This window comes from Acinetobacter sp. WC-743, assembly GCF_000335555.1.
GTDB lineage: Bacteria > Pseudomonadota > Gammaproteobacteria > Pseudomonadales > Moraxellaceae > Acinetobacter > Acinetobacter bereziniae.
In genome coordinates this window covers 1-18,831 of sequence record NZ_AMFQ01000139.1, presented here as the reverse complement: position 1 = coordinate 18,831, position 18,831 = coordinate 1, and the positions used below count along the sequence as shown (strand labels likewise).

At 37.1% G+C, this 18,831-nt stretch carries 14 protein-coding genes; 10 read left to right on the top strand and 4 right to left on the bottom strand.

The window, feature by feature from the left end; genetic code table 11:
* Window positions 1–302 precede the first annotated feature (302 nt).
* The 3 genes from salA to ACINWC743_RS20850 are packed head-to-tail and all read left to right on the top strand — an operon-like array spanning window position 303 to window position 3,932.
* Entirely contained in the window at window positions 303–1,589 is a 1,287-nt protein-coding gene (gene salA, locus ACINWC743_RS20860) for a salicylate 1-monooxygenase (protein ID WP_009586919.1), read from the top strand.
* A gap of 46 nt (window positions 1,590–1,635) precedes the next feature.
* Entirely contained in the window at window positions 1,636–2,988 is a 1,353-nt protein-coding gene (locus ACINWC743_RS20855; RefSeq protein WP_009586909.1) for an MFS transporter, read from the top strand.
* Between the two features lie 53 nt (window positions 2,989–3,041).
* The gene (locus ACINWC743_RS20850) at window positions 3,042–3,932 is read left to right on the top strand and encodes a LysR family transcriptional regulator (RefSeq protein WP_035301544.1); all 891 of its coding nucleotides are present in this window, start codon (window positions 3,042–3,044) and stop codon (window positions 3,930–3,932) included.
* A 157-nt stretch (window positions 3,933–4,089) separates the two neighbouring features.
* Here the strand turns inward: ACINWC743_RS20850 and ACINWC743_RS20845 are convergent, their stop codons facing one another.
* The 3 genes from ACINWC743_RS20845 to ACINWC743_RS20835 form a co-directional block, all read right to left on the bottom strand.
* Window positions 4,090–6,291, bottom strand: coding sequence for a TonB-dependent siderophore receptor (locus tag ACINWC743_RS20845; protein ID WP_009586936.1), 2,202 nt, complete (start codon window positions 6,289–6,291; stop codon window positions 4,090–4,092).
* 588 nt (window positions 6,292–6,879) lie between these two features.
* Window positions 6,880–7,641 (bottom strand): SDR family NAD(P)-dependent oxidoreductase, encoded by a 762-nt coding sequence (locus ACINWC743_RS20840; RefSeq protein WP_009586927.1) that lies wholly within the window; start codon window positions 7,639–7,641, stop codon window positions 6,880–6,882.
* 9 nt (window positions 7,642–7,650) lie between these two features.
* Window positions 7,651–8,406, bottom strand: a complete 756-nt coding sequence (locus tag ACINWC743_RS20835; protein WP_009586929.1) for an SDR family NAD(P)-dependent oxidoreductase — start codon at window positions 8,404–8,406, stop codon at window positions 7,651–7,653.
* A 393-nt stretch (window positions 8,407–8,799) separates the two neighbouring features.
* Between ACINWC743_RS20835 and ACINWC743_RS20830 the strand changes: the two genes are divergently transcribed.
* The 7 genes from ACINWC743_RS20830 to ACINWC743_RS20800 all read left to right on the top strand — a co-directional run bounded on the left by ACINWC743_RS20830 (window position 8,800) and on the right by ACINWC743_RS20800 (window position 17,731).
* The gene (locus tag ACINWC743_RS20830; protein ID WP_009586911.1) at window positions 8,800–9,672 is read left to right on the top strand and encodes a dihydrodipicolinate synthase family protein; all 873 of its coding nucleotides are present in this window, start codon (window positions 8,800–8,802) and stop codon (window positions 9,670–9,672) included.
* Between the two features lie 125 nt (window positions 9,673–9,797).
* Window positions 9,798–11,051 (top strand): NAD(P)/FAD-dependent oxidoreductase, encoded by a 1,254-nt coding sequence (locus ACINWC743_RS20825; RefSeq protein ID WP_009586907.1) that lies wholly within the window; start codon window positions 9,798–9,800, stop codon window positions 11,049–11,051.
* A 21-nt stretch (window positions 11,052–11,072) separates the two neighbouring features.
* Window positions 11,073–12,551 (top strand): aldehyde dehydrogenase family protein, encoded by a 1,479-nt coding sequence (locus ACINWC743_RS20820; protein ID WP_009586871.1) that lies wholly within the window; start codon window positions 11,073–11,075, stop codon window positions 12,549–12,551.
* An 11-nt stretch (window positions 12,552–12,562) separates the two neighbouring features.
* On the top strand, window positions 12,563–13,588 hold the full coding sequence (locus tag ACINWC743_RS20815) for a proline racemase family protein (protein WP_009586865.1): 1,026 nt from the start codon (window positions 12,563–12,565) through the stop codon (window positions 13,586–13,588).
* Between the two features lie 34 nt (window positions 13,589–13,622).
* Window positions 13,623–14,336: a GntR family transcriptional regulator gene (locus ACINWC743_RS20810; protein ID WP_009586872.1), complete on the top strand. Its 714-nt coding sequence runs from the start codon at window positions 13,623–13,625 to the stop codon at window positions 14,334–14,336.
* A gap of 627 nt (window positions 14,337–14,963) precedes the next feature.
* Entirely contained in the window at window positions 14,964–16,445 is a 1,482-nt protein-coding gene (locus tag ACINWC743_RS20805; RefSeq protein ID WP_009586882.1) for an alanine/glycine:cation symporter family protein, read from the top strand.
* Between the two features lie 113 nt (window positions 16,446–16,558).
* On the top strand, window positions 16,559–17,731 hold the full coding sequence (locus tag ACINWC743_RS20800; RefSeq protein WP_009586923.1) for a hypothetical protein: 1,173 nt from the start codon (window positions 16,559–16,561) through the stop codon (window positions 17,729–17,731).
* A 145-nt stretch (window positions 17,732–17,876) separates the two neighbouring features.
* Here ACINWC743_RS20800 and ACINWC743_RS20795 read toward each other — a convergent pair.
* Window positions 17,877–18,831, bottom strand: a 955-nt coding sequence (locus ACINWC743_RS20795; protein ID WP_009586895.1) for an electron transfer flavoprotein-ubiquinone oxidoreductase, incomplete at its 5' end; no start/stop codon positions are given.

Here is an 18,831-nt window from a genome sequence, read left to right as displayed (position 1 = left end):
ACATGTATCACTCAAAATGAGTGATACATGTCAGAAATACAAAATCTCATTGCTTTACGTTAAGCGCATAAATTAAGTTATTCGGCAATTTTTCAAAATTATTAGCCTTATATCATGATCCAATGAAATTTATTAGGTGATTGATTTTATTAACAATAAATAAAAAACAAAAGCAGATTTAAAAGCAGAGCCTGAACTAAATATCAAAAAAATAGATAGTATGAACCAAAAAATATAAATTGGATTTATCTTAAAAAATAACCAATTATAGAATTCTAAGTAATTTAGTAAGGAATGCTAAAATGGACAAAAAAATTAGAGTTGCAGTCATTGGTGGAGGTATTGCTGGACTAGCACTCATGACCCAATTGGTTAAAAATACAAACTTAGATGTACATTTATTTGAGTCTGCTGCTGAATTTTCAGAAATTGGTGCAGGAATCTCTTTTGGTGCAAATGCGGTAAAAGCAATCCAATTGTTAGGTTTAAGCCAAGAATATCAATCTATTGCAGATCAGGTCAAAGCGCCCTATACCGATATTTGGTTCCAATGGCGGAATGGCTATACCGACGAATATCTATCAGCATCTCTTGCTCCATCTGTTGGACAGTCTTCAGTACATCGTGCAGATTTTCTCGATAGCTTAATTCCTTTAGTTCCGTTATCAAATGTACACTTCAACAAACGTGTACAAAATATTGAAGCAGATGAAGATCAAGTGACGGTGTGCTTCATTGATGGTCAAGAGGCAACCTTTGATTATGTAATTGGTTGTGATGGTATTCGTTCCGTTGTCCGAAATCATGTGCTGGATTCACATCAATTGCCACGTAGTGAACCTCAATTTTCTGGAACTTGGGCATATCGGGGGATCATTAAGTATCAAGACTATAAACAAGCGATTGAAAAATTAGGGCGCGATGTGGAAATCGCAGATGTTCCGCAAATGTTTTTAGGTAAAGATAAACACATTTTGACTTTCCCAATTCGACAGGGTGAGGAAATCAATATTGTGGCATTTAAGTCAGATCGTACACAAACGGTATTGGCTGAAAATATACCTTGGACAATGGCTGTTTCAAAACAACAAATGTTGGCTGATTTTTTAGAATGGAGTGAAAGCTGTAAAGCCTTATTGGAACTGATTGACTCGCCAACAATCTGGGCTTTACATGAAATTCAGCCTTTAGAGACTTATAAAAACAGTACCAATAATGTGATTTTGATAGGTGATGCTGCGCATGCGATGTTGCCACATCAAGGTGCAGGAGCTGGGCAAGGTCTTGAAGATGCTTTAATCCTTGCAAAATTATTAGAAAACCCTGAACTAACACATGAATCCATTCAGTTTGTTTCTGAAATATATCAGCAAATACGCTTAGAACGTGCAGTCAAAGTTCAAAACACATCACGTGAATCAGGTGAAATATACGAATTGTATTCATCGAAATATTCAGATTTTGAATCTATCGGACAGCATTTAACACATCGTTTTGATTGGTTATGGCAGCATTCTCTTGAGCAAGATATTCAGCAAGCCCAAGCTGCATTGACCAATCAATTACAGCAAAGTGAAATATATAGCTAAATAAAAAAAGACATAAAACAGAATAATCTGACCAGGGAGGTCTATTATGCAAACGATAAATGCAAATGAAGTCATTGATCATGCCAAATTAAAGGCGATTCATTGGCGAGTGATTTTACTCAGCGCATTGATCATCATTTTTGATGGTTATGATTTAGTGATTTATGGGGTGGCGCTGCCTAAGCTGATGGCAGAATGGAAAATTGACAGTATCACAGCAGGATTTTTAGGTAGTGTTGCCTTATTTGGCATGATGTTTGGAGCGATTCTTTTTGGAAGTTTGAGTGATAAATTAGAGCGCTATGGCTTTAGCCGTAAAAAATTAATCATTTTATGCATCTGTTTATTCAGTGGTTTTACTTTACTTTGCGGCTATGCAAGTGATCCGCAAAGTTTTGGAATCTTTCGATTTTTGGCAGGTTTGGGCTTGGGTGGCGTGATGCCAAACATCATTGCACTGATGACCGAATATGCACCAAAAAAATTACGCTCAACTTTAATATCGCTCATGTTTAGTGGTTATGCAGTTGGTGGAATGTGTTCAGCTTTATTGGGAATGTGGTTAGTTCCACAATTTGGTTGGAAAATTATGTTTATTCTTGGGGGTATACCACTGTTATTGGTACCTATCATTTGGCTGTTATTACCTGAGTCAATTGATTATTTGGTTCGCAGAAATAAAACTGAAAAAGCAGCAGACATTCTTAAACAAATTAATCGCGATATTAATTACACAGCTCAAACAAAAATTTGTCTCGATCAAGACAATCAATCTTCCTCTCAATCTCCAATCAAGGATTTATTTGCAGACAATCGAGCAATGATTACACTTTTATTTTGGTTGAGTGTATTTATGGCATTGGTTTTGGTCTATGCCTTAGGCAACTGGTTACCGAAATTAATGCTAGAAGCAGGCTATGATCTGTCGACTAGTTTGGTTTTTCTGCTCGCCTTGAACATCGGCGGAATGCTTGGTGCAATTTGCGGAGGCTATTTAGCGGATCGGTTTAATTTGGTCAAAGTATTATGTACGCTATTTTTAAGTGGGGCTGCTGCATTTATATTACTCAGTTTTAACTTACCAACGATTATTCTTTATTTTTGTATTGCTGTTGCTGGTGCGGCTTCCATTGGTGGGCAAATATTATTATTGGCTTATATGTCACAATTTTATTCATCAAATATCCGTGCAACGGGCTTAGGAATGGCATTGGGTGTAGGGCGTTTGGGGGCGATTTTAGGACCCATCTTATGTGGTTGGTTATTAAGCTTAAATTTACCGATTCATTATAATTTCATCGCGCTTTCAATCCCATGTATGATTGCTGTGCTGAGTATTTCAATGATTCATCTACGTTTGAAAAACACAAAATTGGCGGTTAAAACGGTACAAGTCTAAAGCTAGATTGGGGAAGGCAAAACCTTCCTCATTGAATCGAGAGATTAAAATTGATTGATCTAAGTCTTATCAAAGTGTTTGTCATTATTTTTGAAACTAAAAATATCAGTCATGCGGCTGAACGACTGAATTTGAGTCAGCCTTCAGTCACCTATAATTTGAACCGTTTACGCAAATCTTTAAACGATCCACTCTTTGAGCGAGATAAATTTGGCGTAAAACCCACCAAACTTGCGCAAAGTTTATATCCCAGTTTTAGGCAGGCGATTTCTGATATTGAAATGGCAATTATCGCTTCACAACGATTTGATCCCAAAACATCAACGCGAGCTTTTCGTTTAGGGCTATCAGACTTAGGCGAAATTTGTTTATTACCATCATTGATTCAACATCTGGTACAAGAAGCACCATTTATTAAAATAGAAATTGAAGAAATTCAGTCTGATAAAGTCGAGGAATGGCTAGTTGAGGGTTTTTTAGATGCGGCTGTATTTAATAGCAGCTATACCGTCATGCCAAAAATAGAATCTCGCAACTTATTTGAAGAACGCTATATGTGCATTGCTGACAAAAACCATCCACGGATTAGGGAGCAACTGAGTTTAGAACAATACTTACAAGAAAAACACGCGGCTATTAAATCTTCGACAGGGCATATTGAAATTGATCAGAAGCTTAAAGAATTGGGGTTAAAAAGAAAAATTATGCTAGAACTCCCACATTTTAGTGTATTGCAAGATGTGGTGAACAGTTCTGAATTATTGGTGACTTTGCCTTCACGTGCTGCAAAAGTGTATGAGCGAAATAGTGATGTAAATATTTTTGAATTACCATTTTCAGTCAAACCCTTTAATGTCAGCGTAAATTGGTACAATCATCGAGATGATTTGGATGCACGAACTTGGTTTATCCAAACGCTACAACAACTTTTTCAATCACTCTAAAGTATAGATCAGATGATTTACTGAATGGGGTTTTCAACAAATTGACTATATAGTGGCTTTTAAAGAGTCTATACATAACTATTAAGTCATTTAAAATGATAAAAAACCCTCTAAACGATTAGAAGGTTTTTAAAAAGAAAATTAAATATGAGTGGGATTAGAAATTATAACGAACACTTAGCGTTGCATTTCTTGGTGTTCCCCAGTTCATAGAATTAGCACCAATACCTTCATAATATTTTTTGTCAAAAATATTTTCAACATTCAACTGAAGTTTAATATTTTTATCGACTTGATAGCCCAGCATTGCACCCGCAAGTACAAAAGCATCTTGATCTATACGTGTGCTTCCAGTACCAGTGTAGTATTTGCTTTTGTAATTTAAGCCAAGTCCAGCGCTCCACTGATCTAATTTATATTTTACAAATAGATTAGATGTCGTACGTGAATTTGTAGTGTTTACTTTGACGCCTTTAGCATCTTTTGCTTCAAAATTAGCAATACCAAAGTTTATTCCCCAATGATCATTAATTTCACCATCTGCTTCGAACTCAAAACCTTTGCTTTCAACGCCATCTACACCACGATAAGCTTGTTCATTTGTAAGCTGACCATTACGTACAATAAATTGTCCTGTTATTGCTTCAGCAAAATTCGATTGTTGAATTCGAAATAGTGATAAAGCGGTATTTAAACGTCCCCCAAACCATTCACTTTTTAAACCAGCTTCGTAGTTCTTACCTTGTGCTGGGTCTAAGTATTGATCATTCACATCTTTACGGCTTTGTGGTTTAAAAATGTCTGTATAGCTGACATAAACAGAGTGATCTTTGGCAAAATCATAAATAGCACCAATATAAGGTGTTATCTCATTGTTAAATTCACGGTTGCCTACACCATTTGCAGATTCATATTTCCAATTTGATAAACGCGTCCCTGCAATCACTTTTAAAGGATCAAGAATTTGAAATTTACCAGAAATATATGCTGAGCTTTGGGTGGTTTCATTCAGTACATTGACCCCATTTAATACTACTGATCGGAGTAGGGGCTGTGTCATATTATTATAATTAAGTGGTCCACCTAAATATTTTTCAATTTCATTATTTGCATTTGAGCCGCCAAAAATATCCTTGGTTTTTTCATTTTTGTTCCATGAGCCACCGATAATAATTTCTTGTGGACGATTGAACAATGTAAAAGGTGCATTGATGAAAAGATCAATATTGTTTTCTTCATTTGTCGCTTCAGAGCCGTAGACTGAAACATTATCAGTTATTTTACCAGTCTTAGGATCTGGTTTGTTTTTCAAAGGGCTGGTATTGGTTGCTTTATCGACTTGCCCACCTGTATAAAGCAGTTGGGTATTAGTATCTTCTTTACGGAAGGTATACGCCACATTTAAATTGACATCGTTGAATAAATTTTGCTTTAAATTGGCAAATACAGCCGTAGTATTGACATCCCAAAAAGTCCAAGGCGCACTTACAGTCAAGCTTCGATCAAAGTTAGTGCGACTTCCATCCGAATAAAATGCTGGAGTACCTCCCCAGCGAATCCCATCGCGTTGCAACTCTTGATAGGTTGCTCCCAGTGACATACTGGTTTTATCAGTTAAGTCATAATCAATCGCACCGTAAAATACATTACGTTCTTTTTCATAATCATCCATAAAGGACTTTTCATCTGAATGTTTGACAAACATACGTCCACGCAGTGAGCCATCTTCATTGAGCGGAGTTGAAATGTCCGCAGAACTACTCCATGAATCCCAAGATCCAAATGATGTGCTCAGATTACCTGTCAACTCTTTGGCATTGGCATGTTTACGTATCATATTGAGTCCCATTGCAGGATTACCAGCACCTGTAGTCAGTCCATTTGCACCTTTAATCACTTCAACGCGATCGTAAATATCCAAATCAAGGTCACCAGCACCTAAGTTAGTGGTACTCGGCATCCCGTCGATTAAGTAGTAATCCACCTGAAAGCCACGTGCATAAACGGATTGACGTTCATCGGTACGAGAAGTGGAGACACCTGTAATTGTATTCATTAAATCCTGAAATGAATCAATATTTCGGTCATCCAAATATTCTCGTGTTAAGACTTTGACTGATTGAGGTGTTTCACGAAGCGACAAATTTAATTTAGTGGCTGTACTTGTACTTTTGGCAGTGTAACTTTGAGTGCCTTCTGTGACCGAAGGGTGCAGGCTTTCCGCTTCTACTTTGATGGTTGGTAAAGCGACTGTTTCAGTATTTTCTTCAGCATAAACAAGTGTCGGAATAGTTAAAGCCATAGAAAGTACAAGAGGATGTACTTTGAATGCATGTCGCAAGGGAGAGGGGTTGTACATAAGATAAATTCCATAATAAAAAATGCGCGCGATCAGATTTTCTGTCTTCCTTTTGCTTCAAGCTCTATGACTCAGATTAAAGCGTTACAAAAGTTAACATGTGAAATATTAATTATCAATAATGATTCTCATTAAATTATATGAATCATTATCCTTATTATTTATATATGAACTATAAAGTCAGTTATTTATTGATAAGTCACGCTTTTATCAAAGATATTCAGTTTATTTTATTCTGTCTTGAATAGGGCAAATAACGAATTTATTTTTTTATATTTATAAATGAAAAAGCAGAATCTTTGTTAAAAAATGAACACTAAATGATTGAAAATATTGTAATATCCCTACACAGTCTTATTTTTAACATGGATTTAATTAGGTGATTTGGTCTGTTCATATCGTGTAAAGAGTCAATGATGAACATTTACAACGTTTTGGCACAAATATGATATCGCTCGGTCAGTTTAATTCAGTTGTATGATCTTAGTTCAGCCTTATCAATAAGTTTATAAGGCTGAATAATCTCATCTACGAATTAGATACACAATTCATTTTATTGAATTTATGCTCGCTTATTCTATTAAATTTTTAACGGACGTAATCAGCGCCTGTAATGTCAATTGTCGCACCAGTACTATGACGGGAGCGTCCTGTTGCAAGGAAAGCAATCATTTCGGCAACATCACTCGCAGGCGTAATTTCACCTAAAGGCAAATTTTTTAGCACAGTATCTTCAATTTCCCCTTTAGCTAAATCTGTTGCAACCCATCCAGGAGCAATCGCATAAGCAAGAATATTGTCATGCCCGTAGCCACGTGCAATTCCTTTTGTTAAAGCCAGTAAACCACCTTTTGCCGCGCCATATGCTAAATGATTTGCATCATCTCCACGATGGGCTGAACGACTGGTTATATTTATAATGATCCCTCCATGACGTTGCTTAAAATGCAGCAATGCCAGTCTGCATAATTCTGCTGGCGTTGTAAGATTGATAGCAATATTATTTGCCCAACCTTCTTGCCACGTTTTTGTCGTCGTAATCTCTGAGGCTAGCCAAGCTCCTGCATTATTGACTAAAACATCAACATATCCATAACATTCAAGAACGTTTTGCCAAATTTGTTCTATACAATTCAAATTACTCAAATCACCAATAACCCAAGACACATTATTGCCAAATTGATTTGCCATATCATTAAAAAACATCACAGAACTACGTGCATGCATAATAACTTTTGCACCTCTTTGTAATAAAAGTCGTGCAGTCTCCAAACCAATCCCGCGTAAACTTCCAGTGACAAAAATGACCTTATCTTGCAAATCTTGAATTGATGTTAAATTCTTATCCATGGTTTTATCCTATGTCACAGCTTGAGCACCCGTGATTTCAACACATGCACCACAAATGAATTCGGCATCAGAAGATGCGAGAAAGGTGATCAATGCAGCGACTTCTTCTGGTCGACCTATACGACCGAATGGGATTAACTTTTCCAAATCGCTAATCGTTTTACCTTTCTCAGCAATCCCTTTTTCCAGCATAGGTGTATGTATTTCACCAGGACAAACCGCATTTACCCTTATTTTTTGTGGCGCATAATCTCGTGCAAGACTTTTGGTAAAAGCAACTACCGCCGCTTTACTGACATTATAAGCAATATGACCAGAAGCAGGGGTGACTCCCCATTGGGATGCAGTATTTACAATAGATCCGCCACCAGATGCGATCATTTTAGGTAATGCTGCTTGGCATAAATAAAATAAGGCGTTGAGATTAACATCCAGACTTAAAAGCCAATCCTTTTCGCTGAGATGAAGTAATTCACCTCTACGCATGAGACCAGCATTATTCACCAATATATCAATATGTTGGTAACGTTTTTCAATTTTATCAATGGCTTGTTGGCAAGCATCTTTTGAGGTTAAATCAAAAGCTACAACTTCAGCTTTTCCTCCTTGAAGATTGATCGCTTGAGCAGTTTTCTCCGCAGCAGTATTAATAATATCTGCCACAATCACTGTTGCGCCCATTTGTGCGAAACGCTGTGCAGTCGCAGAGCCTATACCTCCACCTGCGCCAGTCACAAGCACTGTCTTATGATTAAACTGAGTCATTTCTTTTTTCCTTGATATAAGCTAGTAATTCTAATTCTGTATACATTATTGTATGCAATGTATATTGACTTTAATCAACTGTCAATCCATCTGAATTTTTAGTCATGCTAAAAAAATTAGAAAAAATAAAAAAAGATATTTTCTAAAATGATAATAAAAATAAGTTTAAATATTTGAAAAATATTAAATATTTTCTTTGTTTTTGAGTTTTTTCTAAGCATTGACATCTCAAATAATTAAATATAATGTTTAATGTATGCAATATTGTACACAATTAGTTGTGATTTAAAATCATTCAGCAATAATTTCAACTTAACCATTGATATATAGAATTATTGTTCAGTGAAAATTTGAATGAATGGGACGAAAATATTTTTATTGGAGAATTTTAATATGCTACAAGGTATCCTTCCTGCACTGATCACCCCATTTGATGACACCAACCAAGTCAATTATAAAATCTTGGTTGATATGCTCGAATATCAATTAGATGCAGGGGTGCAAGGTTTTGTCATACTAGGCTCAACAGGTGAGTATTATGCACTGACTAATCATGAACGTCGTCAAATCTTAAAAGTTGTCAAAGAAACCGTAAAAGATAAAGGTGTTCTGATCGCAGGCGCGAATGGGTCATGTACACGTGAAGTATTAGAACAGGTTCAACAGGCAGTGGAGATGGGATACACCAACTTACTGATTGCACCGCCATATTATGCTTTACCATCACAAGAAGAATTGATTGCCCATTACAATACAATTTTAGAGACTTTCCCTCAAATTAATTTGATTTTATATAACTATCCGATACGGACCAATGTAGAGATTGGTTATCTGGTACTCGAGGCATTTAAAGACCATCCGCGTGTTATAGGTATTAAAGAGAGTAGTGGTAATTTGCTACGTGCGATTGAAATTGGTGAAAAATATAAAGATCACTACCAACTTTCATGTGGTTCTGATGACCAAGCTTTAGATTTTTTCTTGTGGGGTGCTTCGAGTTGGATTTGTGGCCCAGCAAATTGTTTCCCTGATAAAGTCACGACAATGATGAATAAATACAACACTGGCGACATTCGTGGAGCTCAAGATGTTATGCGACAATTGTTCCCGATTATGTCCCTCATGGAATCAGGAAAATTTATTCAAAAAGTAAAATATGGTTGTGAGCTGGCTGGATTTGAAGTGGGAAATGCCCGAATGCCATTATTACCATTAACAGATACTGAAAAGGCGGAATTTAAACACGCATTTGATCAGATGAAATAAATCTCTAAACCAAATCGAATAGCTTCAATCAAAATACTATTGGAATGTACTTCAAATGAAAAAATGAAATGCTTATAGCTTTTAGATATATAAAAAGTTTCATGCTCATCAATGGAATGTGATCTATGAAAGAAAATACCAAAACAGCAGTGGTGATTGGTGGTGGAATCGTAGGTATATGCTGCGCACTTTTTTTACAAAAGAAAGGGCTTAATGTGACGGTTATCGATCCATCTGAGGCAGGCGAAAGTACAGCCAAATGGAGCTGTGGGCAAATGGCGGTCAGTGAAATTATTCCACTTTCAAAAAAAGGTATTTTGAAAAAAATTCCGTACTGGTTACTTGACCAACAAGGTCCTCTTGCACTTCGCCCATCTGCGTTTCCACAAATTATCCCTTGGTTTTTACAATTTTTAAGCTGTGCTCGAACATCTAGAATTGAAGAAATTGCCAGTTCACTCGCATCATTGACTCAGCATGTTTATGACGATTATGCTGTGCTTTTAAAGGATTGTGCTGATCAAAATCTATTAGGTCGTCGACCAGTGCTTGAGTTTTTTGATGATGTACAAGACATTGAACATGAAAAAGAATATTTGGAACTGAGACAACATTTTGGTTTTAAACATCAAATTTTAAACGAAAAAGAAATTACAGATTTGGAGCCTACTTTTGCTGGAAAGTTTAAACATGGACTTTTGTTTAATGACTGGACTGCTGTTAAAGATACCAAAGGATTTATTGTTGCGCTAAGCAATTGCTTTATTGCCAAAGGAGGTCAAAGAATTCAAGCTGAAGCAATTGAATTAAAAGAAAATAATCATCTAATCAAGCAAGTTAAGCTCAGTAATACACAAATTTTAGATACTGATTATGTTGTCATCGCTGCTGGAGTTGATTCTCGCTTGTTTTCCAGACAATTGGGTATAAATCCGCCACTGCTCGGTATTGCTGGTTATCAAGTGGTATTACCACAACCAAAAGTAGAAATTAAGCACTCGATTATTTATGCCTCTGGTGGTTTTTGCTTTTCTCCAATGACCAGAGGTTTACAAATTGGTGGAACCATTGAATTTGCAGCGAGTGGATCTAAACCAAATATGAAACGTGCTGAGATTATTTTAAATAAGGCAAAACAGCTTGTCCCTGAATTAGGTTTAGAGGGTGTTGAATATGGTGTTGGCTATCGACCTTTTTTGCCTGACACCAAACCTATCATTGATATCAGTCCACGTTTTTCAAATGTTGCTTTGGCTTTTGGTCATGGTCAATTGGGTTTAACATTAGCGGCAACAACAGGGCGTTTAGTGACAGACTTATTATTACAACAGTCATCAACCTTTAACTTAGAACCATTTAAAGCAACCCGATTTTCATAATTGAACTTTAGGAAAAAAGATATGTATTACGATCAACTTTTTATCAATGGGCAATGGGTTAAACCGCTCAAGGGCGAAACTTTTAGCAGTATAGATCCAAGTACTGAAGAGGAAATTGCACGGATTGCTCGTGCTTCAATAAGTGACGCTGAACTGGCTGTAAAAGCTGCAAGAGAAGCTTTTGATCACACTGATTGGTCACAATTGTCTGGCAAACAAAGAGCACAATATCTGAGATTAATCGCCCAAGAAATACACCAAGATTTAAAAAGAATCGCGACACTTGAAGTCAGAGATAATGGTAAACCTTACGCAGAAGCGGAGTGGGACATCGCTGACGCAGCAGGCTGTTTTGAGTTTTATGCAAATTTAGCAGAGCAATTTGATGAGCATGCACAAACTGAAATAGCGTTGAGTGATGAGCGTTTTAGTTGTGTAACGGTCAAAGAACCTGTAGGTGTAGTGTGCGCAATCATTCCATGGAATTATCCATTATTGATGGCAGCGTGGAAAATTGCTCCAGCATTGGCAGCAGGCTGTACTGTGATTTTAAAACCCTCTGAAGTGACATCACTCACAGCAATTGAACTTGGTCGTATTGTTGAAAAAGTAGGATTACCGAAAGGAGTTCTCAATATATTAACGGGCTATGGGCATGAAATTGGTCCTTACCTCACGGAACACCCTAAAATTGATAAGATTGCCTTTACTGGAAGTGTGCCAGTGGGCAAGCAAATTATGCGTGCTGCTGCTACAAATATTAAAAATATAAGTTTAGAACTGGGCGGAAAATCTGCATTTATTGTTTTTGAAGATAGTGATATAGAGGCAGCTGTAGAATGGATCATGTTTGGTATTTTTTGGAATCAAGGACAAGTCTGTTCAGCGACCTCTCGTGTTTTAGTTCAAGATGAAATTTATCCAAAATTATTAAAACGTTTAGTAGAGGAAACTAAAAAGATAAAGATTGGCAATGGCTTTGAAACAGGAATCAAACTAGGACCATTGGTCAATAAGAAGCAATATCAACATGTTATAGATGCCATTCAGCAAGGAGTAGACGATAACATTCATCTCTTAACTGGAGGAAAAAGACCTGATTCACATTCAAGCGGTTATTTCATCGAACCTACTATTTTTATTGATGTACCTGAAAATCATGCTTTATGGACACAAGAGATTTTTGGTCCAGTGGTTTGCATTCGTTCATTTCTTACTGAGGAGGAAGCGATTCGATCTGCAAATGATTCGATATTTGGCTTAGCTGGCGCCGTCATGTCGAAAGATTTGCTTCGTTGTGATCGTGTCGCACGAAAACTCAGAGCCGGCATCGTTTGGATCAACTGTTCTCAACCCACATTTAGCGAAGCACCTTGGGGGGGGTATAAACAAAGTGGGATCGGACGTGAACTTGGTGTTTGGGGATTAGAAAACTATTTAGAAGTGAAACAAATTACACGCTATGACAGCGCTGAACCGTGGGCTTGGTATATTGAATAAGGAAATGAATTATGCGTTGGCAAAAAATGATACAACTTGTCGATGTGCATTGTGAAGGCGAAGTAGGGAAAGTGATTACGGGTGGTGTACTCAATATTCCGGGTCTAACGATGGCAGAAAAAGTAAACTATCTCAATGAAGTGGATGACAGCTTAAGACGTTTTGTCATTCAAGAACCGCGTGGATGTTTACAAATTTCAGTCAATTTATTACTCCCACCCACAGTCGCTCATGCAGATGCTGCTTTTGCGATTTTTCAAGCAGACAAAACACATCCTATGTCTGGAAGTAATTGTATTTGTGTCACGACCGCATTATTGGAAATGGGTATCATCAGTATGCAAGAACCGATTACCTCTGTTGTTTTAGATACTGCTGCTGGACTTGTGACTGCAAAGGCTTCTTGTAAAAATGGGCGCTGTGAAAGCGTTAGCTTAGAGATGATGCCAGCGTTTGTTGAACAATTGGATGCTGAAATCGAGGTTGATGGGTTGGGAAAAATTCAATTCGATATTGCTTTTGGTGGTGTTTATTATGCGCTCATTGATGTTGATCAAGTCAACTTGACGATTTCTCCTGAAAATGCACACAAACTTGCGGTATTGGGCATAACACTGAGAAAGTTGATGAATAACAATTTTAAAGTGCAACATCCTATATATCCGGATATCAATGAAATTACCTATGTGATGTTCCGAAATCGCTTAGATGAGAAAACTGTTCAGACCTGTACAACTTTACCCCCTGGAAGAGTTGATCGTTCACCCTGTGGTACAGGTAGCTCCGCTAATTTAGCAACGATGGTGAAAAGAGGGCTTGTGCAACTGGGGGATGAATTAATTTCACAATCCATTATTGGCGGACAGTTTAAAGTGAAATATGTCAGAAATACTACAATTGGGGAATATCCAGCCATTATTCCAAACGTTACAGGTCGCGCATGGCTATTTGGCTTTCATCAATTGGCTGTTGATCCAACAGATCCTTTAGCAGAAGGTTTTATGGTAAGTGATACATGGGGGCAAGGTATTATATAATAGGTTGAATTTAAAATTGGGTAAGACCGAGCCTATGAATAGTGTAGTAAAAAAAGAAACGGATGGATCGAAAAAAAGGCACAACGGGAAATATGTTTATGATCAACTCCGCGAGGAGATTTTAACTTTACAGTTGAAACCAAATACTCAGTTGGATGAAATTTCTTTGGCTGAACGCTTTGCAGTTTCCCGTTCACCTGTACGTGATGCGCTGGCGCGTTTAGTTGCTGAAGGTTTAGCCATGACGTTGGCGAATCGAACCACCATAGTTCGACCATTCAACCTTCAGGACTTTTCTAAATACATCAGCGCCTTAGATTTATTACAACGCGCAGTATCTCGATTGGCAGCAGCAAATTGTACGATCGAAGATATTGAAAAAATTAAACAAACTGACGCAATTTATGTTCAGGCTGCTCGTGATGGCGACTATCGCCTCATGCTTGAACAAAATAAGCAACTTCATATGGACATTGCGCGTGCGGGGAGAAATCCATTTTTAATAGAATATTATGAGCGTTTATTGGAAGAAGGACAAAGGCTGTTTTATCTACACTTTGATCATTTAGCCAAATCAGAAAATTACAGTCATTTGGAAAGAGATCATATAGAGCTAATTGCAGCAATTACCAATAAAGATATGGACAAAGCAGAACAGGAAGCACATCACCATACTTTATTATTTAGAGATCGTTTTATTGAGCATATGAAAGAAAATTTAATCGATCAAATTAGTGTATCAAATTAAACAAAATACAATTTTGAGTTTATTTTTTAATAAGCCTTAGAAAGTCATTTTTATGATTTTTTGGGCTTTTTTTATTTTTAAATCATCATCTTATTTAAAATATTTATTGGTCGTTTTGTGACTTTTATAGTTGACAATTTAGAGATATGAATATATTTTTAATGTATGCAATATTGTACACAATATTTATTTTGACTATAAAATAACTGTGTATAAGCATCTAAAGCCGCTAAATCTATGCTGAGTTTCAAGCCACGGATTTAGTCCAAATAATGTGTTTATTGAATGCTTGTATCAATCTTGAAAGGAATAACTATGAAACAGAATTTATTGTATTTAGATGGTCGTAACAAAGGAAATTCTGAATGTAAGGATATGAAAGCCTAACATACGCTGATTTGAATATTCATTTTGCAAACAGAATTAAAAACACGCAATACAATAAATTAATTCGCAATAGAACACTGATTATAAACATTTAGCGATTTACACGTCAGATATTCAAAAAACATCAATATCACGACCTGTAAAACAAATCAATATACATAAATTATGTAGGGATTTCTGCATCTTGAAAAAACAAAACCTATTTAATTTATAAAAAATAGAAAGGATGAGGTAACAGTTATGGAACAACTGATAAATACCATAGTAGGCTATCTATGGAGTAATACATTGGTATATCTCGCACTCAGCGTAGGGCTATATTTCACGCTGATCACACGAGGAGTGCAATTCCGATATTTTCGTGAAATGTTTCATGTGATTCGTGAGAAGAAAGAAGATCATTCAGGAATTTCCCCACGACAAGCACTTTTTATGGCATTAGCAGGTCGTATTGGTGTTGGTAATATTGCAGGCGTTGCCTTAGCAGTTGGCATGGGCGGTCCTGGTGCAATCTTTTGGATGATTGTGATGGGCTTTCTTGCTGGTGCATTAGCATTTTGTGAATCGACCATTGCCCAGCTCTACAAATTCAAAGAAGGTGATCAATACTATGGTGGTGTGCATTTTTATATAGATCGTGGCTTAAAGCTTAAACCATTCGCAGCTGTTGCAGCTGGGGTACTTATTATCTCTTATACAGTGATGATGCCTGGTATTCAAATGAATACCATTGCGACGACATTTAAAGCTACCTTTCAAATACCACCTTATGTTTCAGGAATTGTTGTCACTTTAGGCATTGGCTTAATCATTTGGGGTGGTGTCAAACGCATAGCTCGCGCTGCTGAGAAGATTGTCCCAACAATGTCTGCAATGTATGTACTGGCAACCGTTATTCTTTTGATTTTTCACTATGACAAAATTCCTGAAACTTTTGTTTTAATCGTAAAAAGCGCACTGGGTATGGATGCTGTATTTGGCGCCATTATTGGACAAGCTGTAAATTGGGGAGTTCGTCGCGCTGTCTTTGCAAGTGCAGCTGGCGCGGGTGAATCTACTTTTGCATCTGCTGCTGCCATGACCTCTCATCCAGTCAAACAAGGTCTAATTCAGGCATTTTCAATTTTCTTCGAGACAGCATTGATTTTAACCAGTTCAGGTTTAATGATCCTCATTACAGGAATGTATAACGTTTCCCCTCCAGGCAGTAGCGCCCCCTTAGTCGAATATGTTCCAGGGATTCCTGCCGGTGCAGAATGGACTTCTCTGGCATTACAGACAGTCTTTCAGCAAGGGGGAGCGTGGTTAATTTCTTTAGCGATTTTAGTTTTTGCCTTTACGACACTGATGACATATTACTATGTCGCTGAGTCTGGAATTGCATATTTTGATCGTCAGAATAAATATCCGATCTTTAAAACCATTGCTAAAATTGCAAGTTTAGCGGCTCTATTTATGGGCAGTATTGCAAGCACTGAAACGATGTGGGCGTTGGGCGATATTACTTTTGGAAGTATGGCATATGTAAATCTAATTGCTTTGATCTTATTAACTAAGCCATTGCTTAAAGTATTAAAAGACTATGATATTCAACGTAAGTCAGGCAAAGACCCTGTCTTTGACCCAAGAAAAGTCGACATTAAAAATGCGACCTATTGGGAAGAATACGTAGATTTGAAAAAAGCTCAGGCTACATCTTTGGCTACAAATCAAAAGCAATAAAAAAGTCGCGATGCATTGCATAGGCGAAAAACAAAAATAGTTTCAATCAAACGCTACGTTCATTTAAAAGCAATATATTTAGAGCCTAGCACTGATATTAAAGGATTTTTAGAATGTTAAAATGGAAAATTTATATTTTTCTTGGTGGTGCTTTATCTACATTTTCACCCGACCTTTTCGCTGAGAATTTACGTTTTGGCGATGCACATTCGGATTTGGGCGAAGTGACTATTTCAGGATGGCTGAGAGCAAACATCATGGATAAAGATTACACAGATGATCGTGAACATAATTTGAAATTTGATGCCGCAAAATTAGCCATCAAATATGAGGCTAAAAATATTTTCGGCGCGCTAGAATATCGTTGTTATCAATTCAACACATTATGTGATTTCTCGTCTTTAGTAGATGCAAATCTCGGCTATAAGTTAAGTGAAGACAATACGATAACCTTTGGTATTCAGGAAATTCCATTTGGTCCAGGTCGGGGCTGGTCAACCAGTTGGTTTGGAGGAATGGTCATTAATGCAGGCTTAGAAGATGTGCATAATCTTGGTATTCGCTATTCTTCAAATATCAATTCGACAACCAAATTTGACGGGGCATTTTTTACCCGTGATGCAGGGAATTATACAGGTAAAAGTTTAGATTCAGCCCATTATTCAGCAAATTATGTTAAACCAGATCAGAAAAATCAGCCCTATGTAAAAGAAAAAAAAATGCTTCTTGCACGTTTGATAAAAGAAATTCCTTTATCGAATCAACCTGATCTAAATTTAAAATTAGGATCTTCGTATTGGTATTCTAACATTGAAAATAAAAATGATTCACAGACTGGACACCGCAATGCATGGTCTGCGTTTAGTAAAATCAATTATAAAAATGCCAATGTCACATTAACTCTCGGTAGAAACAAGGTGACTCATCTGGACAGTTTAGGGAGAGATTATGCAGTGGTCGGGTCTTTTGATAGTTCCTACAATTTAGCCAATGAAGCAAGTTTCTATACTTTTGATGTAAATTATCCGATGAAAGATGTGCTTTATGGTTGGTCACTCACACCTTATCTCACTTATAGTGCACTGCAAAAACAACCTCGTGAATTTGAAAGATCGAACAGAAATATCTTTGGTATCCAAGCAGATAAAAGTCATTTTTCTGTAGCAGCTGAATATTTATTAAGTAAAAATGATCCATTTATTGGTGGCAATGCAAATTCTTTTGCTCAAGGAGATGATCTCGGATGGAGAGGTTTGTTAAATATTTTATTGTTCTATAATTTTTAAAAAACGAGGAATCAATTCGAATTAGATTCATTTCAAGCTTAGCTCCCTCAGGAACTAAGCTTACCTAAATAATTAAAAATGAAGCGCTTATGCACTCAACAAATTGGGGTAAAAGAACCCTAAAGCTCTAGACCAGCCATCCAAATTACATATTGGGATAGTTAGGTCCACCACCACCTTCCGGTGTTACCCATGTGATGTTCTGAGAAGGGTCTTTAATATCACACGTCTTACAGTGAACGCAGTTTGCAGCATTAATCTGGAAGCGCTTAGAACCATCATCATTTTCCATGATTTCATATACACCAGCAGGGCAGTAACGCTGAGCAGGCTCATCCCATTTTGGTAAGTTGACATTTACAGGAATCGTTGGGTCAGTCAGTTTTAAATGCGCTGGCTGATTCTCTTCATGTACCGTGTTAGAAACGAATACAGAAGACAAACGGTCAAAATTCAATTTACCATCTGGTTTTGGATAGTTCGGTTTAAAGGTAGAAGCATCTACAGTTTTCAAGGCACTAAAGTCAGGCACAAGATCGTGTAAAGTAAATGGAACTTTAAAGATGTTTTGGTCGATAAAGTTAAATGCACCCCCCATCCATAAACCGAATTTATGCATTGCAGGGCCAAAGTTACGAGAACGATGTAACTCTTCTTTTAACCAACTGTTGTTGAATTTGTCTGTATATGCCGTCAACTCTTTCGCAAAGAAGTCTTCACCCTCAGTCATACGAGCAATGGCTAAATCACCACCTTTTGCATGACCTGCTTGGATTGCTTCAAATACAGCCTCACCACACAACATACCTGATTTCATTGCGGTATGAGAGCCTTTGATTTTAGCAAAGTTTAAGAAACCCGCATCATCACCAATCAGGCATCCACCTGGGAAAGTCAATTTTGGCAGTGAGTTTAGACCACCTTTTACAACAGCACGTGCGCCATAAGAAATACGCTTACCACCTTCAAGATATTGCTTGATCAGTGGATGTGTTTTCCAACGTTGCATTTCAGCAAATGGATACATATGTGGATTTTCATAAGATAAATCGACAATCATACCCAAAGTCACTTGGTTGTTTTCAGCGTGATATAACCAC